The sequence below is a fragment of the Streptomyces sp. RP5T genome (genome assembly GCF_003933965.1).
Lineage (GTDB): Bacteria > Actinomycetota > Actinomycetes > Streptomycetales > Streptomycetaceae > Streptomyces.
The window spans coordinates 1-5,300 of the sequence record NZ_RSAJ01000568.1; the positions used below are offsets into that span (position 1 = coordinate 1).

The 5,300-nt window shown below is 71.7% G+C and carries 3 protein-coding genes; 1 reads left to right on the forward strand and 2 read right to left on the reverse strand.

Annotated features, from left to right (window positions below; all coding sequences use genetic code 11):
* Nucleotides 1-284: 284 nt before the first annotated feature.
* Together EHS43_RS36455 and EHS43_RS36460 are read right to left on the reverse strand one after the other, a co-directional pair.
* On the reverse strand, nt 285-746 hold the full coding sequence (locus tag EHS43_RS36455; RefSeq protein ID WP_125194883.1) for a PaaI family thioesterase: 462 nt from the start codon (nt 744-746) through the stop codon (nt 285-287).
* Between the two features lie 54 nt (nt 747-800).
* The gene (locus EHS43_RS36460) at nt 801-3,080 is read right to left on the reverse strand and encodes an FdhF/YdeP family oxidoreductase (RefSeq protein ID WP_125194884.1); all 2,280 of its coding nucleotides are present in this window, start codon (nt 3,078-3,080) and stop codon (nt 801-803) included.
* Between the two features lie 168 nt (nt 3,081-3,248).
* Here EHS43_RS36460 and polA point away from each other — a divergent pair.
* The coding region (polA, locus tag EHS43_RS36465; RefSeq protein ID WP_125194885.1) for a DNA polymerase I at nt 3,249-5,300 on the forward strand (2,052 nt) is incomplete at its 3' end.

Sequence of the window (5,300 nt, forward strand, 5' to 3'; positions counted from 1 at the left end):
GGGTTGCAGCGCGGGCCGGCAACTGGTGCCAGTCGGGGCCGTGGAGGGGTGGTGCGGCCCGGCTGGTGCGGGTGTGGTTCGGCGGCCTGCTGTGGCAACTCGCGGTGCCGGGTAGGGGGTTGTCCGGGCGGTCCGGTGTCCGACGTCGTGGCCGTGACGCCGTGGGGTGGGCCGCGTGATGCCGACGCGGTCCAGTAGCCCGGTTGTTGCGGGCGCGGGCGTCGTCGGCGTCGCGGAGCGGTGGGGCGGCGTCCGCGACGTCGGCCTGGTCCGTCCGGCAGTCCTCAGCGGCCGGGGGCGTCGCGCAGGAGGCAGGTCAGCCGGGCGGTGCAGACCCGGCGGTCCTCCTCGTCGCTGATCACGATCTCGTACGTCGCGGTGGACCGCCCCCGGTGCACCGGTGTGGCCACCCCGGTCACCAGCCCCGAGCGCACCCCGCGGTGGTGGGTGCAGTTCAGGTCGACCCCCACCGCGATCTTGGAGCTCCCGGCGTGCAGCATGGAGCCGACGGATCCGAGGGTCTCGGCGAGCACGGCGGAGGCGCCTCCGTGCAGCAGCCCGTACGGCTGGGTGTTGCCCTCGACGGGCATGGTGCCGACGACGCGGTCCGCCGAGGCCTCGACGATCTGCACGCCCATGCGGGTGCCCAGGTGCCCCGCCGAGAACATGGCGGCGAGGTCGACGCCGAGCGCCGCGTACTCGTCGATGACCTCCTGCGGGAACGTGACGTGCTGCTGCTCACCCATGGGGCCGGGCTCCGTTCGTCCGGGTCGCTACGACTGCCTGTGCTGAGCAAACGCTCAGTCGGTCGCCGATTGTTCCAGACGTACGACGACGGACTTGCTGGCCGGGGTGTTGCTGGTGTCGGCGGTGGCGTCCAGCGGCACCAGGACGTTGGTCTCGGGGTAGTAGGCGGCCGCGCATCCCCGGGCCGTCGGGTAGTGCACGACCCGGAACCCGGGGGCCCGCCGCTCCACGCCGTCCTTCCACTCGCTGACGAGGTCGACGTACGACCCGTCGGCGAGTCCGAGCCGGCCGGCGTCCTCGGGGTTCACCAGGACGACCCGGCGGCCGTTCTTGATGCCCCGGTAACGGTCGTCCAGGCCGTAGATCGTGGTGTTGTACTGGTCGTGCGAGCGCAGCGTCTGCAGCAGCAGCCGGCCCTCGGGCAGCTCGGGGTACTCGACGGGCGCGGCGGTGAAGTTGGCCTTGCCGGTGGCGGTGGGGAAGCGGCGCTCGTCGCGCGGTGCGTGCGGCAGGGTGAAGCCGCCGGGGCGGGCCACGCGCGCGTTGAAGTCCTCGAAGCCGGGGATCACCCGGGCGATGCGGTCGCGGATGGTGGCGTAGTCCTTCTCGAACTCCTCCCAGGGCGTGCTGCTGTTCTCGCCCAGGACCCGGCGGGCGAGCCGGCACACGATGGCGGGCTCGGACAGCAGTTGTGCGCTCGCGGGCTCCAGGCGGCCCCGGGAGGCGTGCACCATGCCCATGGAGTCCTCGACGGTCACGAACTGCTCGCCGCCGCCCTGGAGATCGCGCTCGGTGCGGCCGAGGGTCGGCAGGATCAGGGCACGCGCGCCCGTGACCGCGTGCGAGCGGTTGAGCTTGGTCGACACGTGGACGGTCAGCCGGGCCCGGCGCATGGCGGCCTCGGTGACCTCGGTGTCGGGGGAGGCGGAGACGAAGTTGCCGCCCATGGCGAAGAAGACCTTGGCCTCGCCGTCGCGCAGGGCGCGGATGGCGCGCACCACGTCGAAGCCGTGCTCGCGCGGCGGGGCGAAGCCGAACTCCTTCTCCAGCGCATCCAGGAAGGCGGGCGCGGGGCGCTCGAAGATGCCCATGGTGCGGTCGCCCTGCACGTTGGAGTGGCCGCGGACCGGGCAGACGCCGGCGCCGGGGCGGCCGATGTTGCCGCGCAGGAGAAGGAAGTTGACGACCTCGCGGATGGTCGGCACGGAGTGCTTGTGCTGGGTGAGTCCCATGGCCCAGCACACGATGGTCCGCTCGGAGGCGAGGACCATGGCGAGGGCCTCCTCGATCCGGGCGCGCGTGAGCCCTGTCGCGGCGAGCGTCTCGTCCCAGTCGGCAGCGCGGGCGGCCTCGGCGAACTCCTCGTAGCCATGGGTGTGTTCGCGCACGAAGGCCTCGTCGACGGCGCCCTCGGTCTCCAGAATCAGCTTGTTGAGGAGGCGGAAGAGGGCCTGGTCGCCGCCGATGCGGATCTGCAGGAACAGGTCGGTGAGCGCGGCGCCCTTGACCATGCCCTGCGGTGTCTGCGGGTTCTTGAAGCGCTCCAGGCCCGCCTCGGGCAGCGGGTTGACGCTGATGATCCGCGCGCCGTTGGCCTTGGCCTTCTCCAGCGCGGTGAGCATACGGGGGTGGTTGGTGCCCGGGTTCTGGCCCGCGACGATGATCAGGTCGGCCTTGTGGAGGTCGTCGAGCAGGACGCTGCCCTTGCCGATGCCGATGGTCTCGCTGAGGGCCGAACCGGACGACTCGTGGCACATGTTGGAGCAGTCCGGCAGGTTGTTCGTGCCGAGCTCGCGGGCGAAGAGCTGGTACAGGAACGCGGCCTCGTTGCTGGTGCGTCCCGAGGTGTAGAAGACGGCCTCGTCGGGGGAGGCGAGGGCGGTGATCTCCTCGGCGATGATGTCGAAGGCGCGGTCCCAGGTCACCGGTTCGTAGTGGGTGCCGCCCTCGGGGACGTACATGGGGTGGGTGAGCCGCCCCTGCTGGCCCAGCCAGTAGCCGCTCCTGCTCGCGAGGTCGGCGACGGGGTGCGCGGCGAAGAACTCGGGAGTGACGCGGCGCAGGGTGGCTTCCTCGGCGACCGCCTTCGCGCCGTTCTCGCAGAACTCGGCCGAGTGCCGGTGCTCGGGCTCCGGCCAGGCGCAGCCGGGGCAGTCGAAGCCGTCCTTCTGGTTGACCCGCAGCAGCGTCAGCGCGGTGCGCTTCACGCCCATCTGCCGCTGGGCGATCCGCAGTGTGTGCCCGACGGCGGGCAGCCCGGCGGCCGCGTGCTTCGGTTCGGTGACCTGAGGAGCGTCCTGAACCGGATCACCCTTGGGCGGCTTCGTGGCCATCGGACACTCTCCTTCGCGCACACATGTGAGGTACGTCTCCGATCCTCGCACGCGCCGCTGACAACGGTCTTTGCCGGGCCCGGGGCGGCCGTCGGCACAGCGTGCGCCGTCCGTGCCGTCGGCGGCGTGCGGGGCCGACTGTCAGTGGGGCGTGGCAGGATCGGGGGCGTGGCAGAGACAGCAGCGAAGAAGACCGACACCAGCCCCGGCGGCAGCCGCCCGCGTCTGATGCTCATGGACGGGCACTCGCTGGCCTATCGCGCGTTCTTCGCGCTGCCCGCGGAGAACTTCACCACCGCGACGGGCCAGCCGACGAACGCGATCTACGGCTTCGCGTCGATGCTGGCCAACACCCTGCGCGACGAGTCCCCCACCCACTTCGCGGTGGCCTTCGACGTGTCCCGCAAGACCTGGCGCTCCGAGGAGTTCACGGAGTACAAGGCCAACCGTTCCAAGACCCCGGACGAGTTCAAGGGCCAGGTCGAGCTGATCGGCGAGCTCCTCGACGCGATGCACGTCTCGCGCTTCGCCGTCGACGGCTTCGAGGCCGACGACGTCATCGCCACGCTCGCCACCCAGGCCGAGGCCGAGGGCTTCGACGTGCTGATCGTCACCGGGGACCGCGACTCCTTCCAGCTGGTCTCCGAGCACACCACCGTGCTGTACCCGACGAAGGGCGTCTCGGAGCTGACCCGGTTCACCCCGGAGAAGGTCTTCGAGAAGTACGGCCTCACGCCCGCCCAGTACCCCGACTTCGCGGCCCTGCGCGGCGACCCGTCCGACAACCTCCCCGGCATCCCGGGCGTCGGCGAGAAGACCGCCGCGAAGTGGATCAACCAGTTCGGTTCGTTCGCCGAGCTGGTCGAGCGCGTCGAGGAGGTCAAGGGCAAGGCCGGGCAGAACCTCCGCGACCACCTGGAGGCCGTCAAGCTCAACCGCCGCCTCACCGAGATGGTGCGCACGGTGGAGTTGCCGAAGACGGTCACCGACCTGGAGCGGGCCCCGTACGACCGCAAGTCGCTCGCGATGATCCTCGACACCCTGGAGATCAGGAACCCCTCCCTGCGGGAGCGGCTGCTGGCCGTGGACCCGGGTGCCGAGGAGGCCGAGGGCGCCCCGGTCGCCGCGCCCGGTGTGGCGGTGGACGGCACGGTGCTCGGCACCGGCGAGCTGGCCGGCTGGCTGGCCGAGCACGGCGTGGGGCAGCCGCTCGGTCTGGCCACGGTCGACACCTGGGGGCTGGGCACCGGCTCGGTGGCCGAGGTCGCGCTCGCCGCGTCCGGCGGGGCCGCCGCCTGGTTCGACCCGGCCGAGCTGGACGAGGCCGACGAGAGGGCTTGGGCCGCCTGGCTCGCCGACGCCGAGCGCCCCAAGGTGCTGCACAACGCCAAGGGCGCCATGCGGGTCTTCGCCGAGCACGGCTGGAGCGTCGCCGGCGTCACCATGGACACCGCGCTGGCCGCCTATCTCGTCAAGCCGGGGCGCCGGTCCTTCGACCTGGACGCGCTGTCGCTGGAATACCTGGGGCGGGAGCTGGCGCCCGCAGCCGCGGCCGACGGGCAGCTCGCCTTCGGTGCGGACGACGGGGCCGAGGCCGAGGCGCTGATGATCCAGGCGCGGGCCGTCCTGGATCTGGGCTCGGCGTTCGAGGGCCGCCTTCAGGAGGTCGGGGCCGCGGATCTGCTGCGGGACATGGAGCTGCCCACCTCAGCCCTGCTGGCCCGCATGGAGCGGCACGGCATCGCGGCCGACCGGGCCCACCTGGAGGCCATGGAGCAGATGTTCGCCGGCGCGGTCCAGCAGGCCGTGAAGGAGGCGCACGCGGCGGCCGGGCACGAGTTCAACCTCGGCTCGCCCAAGCAGCTGCAGGAAGTCCTCTTCGGCGAGCTCGGCCTGCCGAAGACGAAGAAGACGAAGACCGGCTACACGACGGACGCCGACGCGCTGGCCTGGCTCGCGACCCAGACGGACAACGAACTGCCGGTGATCATGCTCCGGCACCGTGAGCAGGCCAAGCTGCGGGTGACCGTGGAGGGCCTGATCAAGACGATCGCCGCGGACGGCCGTATCCACACGACGTTCAACCAGACCGTCGCGGCGACGGGCCGGCTGTCGTCGACGGACCCGAACCTCCAGAACATCCCGGTCCGCACGGACGAGGGGCGGGCGATCCGGCGCGGGTTCGTGGTGGGGGAGGGCTTCGAGTCCCTCATGACCGCG

Excerpts from the sequence above, each read along its gene's own strand:
- EHS43_RS36460 (WP_125194884.1), bottom strand. The coding sequence starts at position 3,080 with ATGGCCACGAAGCCGCCCAAGGGTGATCCGGTTCAGGACGCTCCTCAG.
- EHS43_RS36455 (WP_125194883.1), bottom strand. The coding sequence starts at position 746 with ATGGGTGAGCAGCAGCACGTCACGTTCCCGCAGGAGGTCATCGACGAG.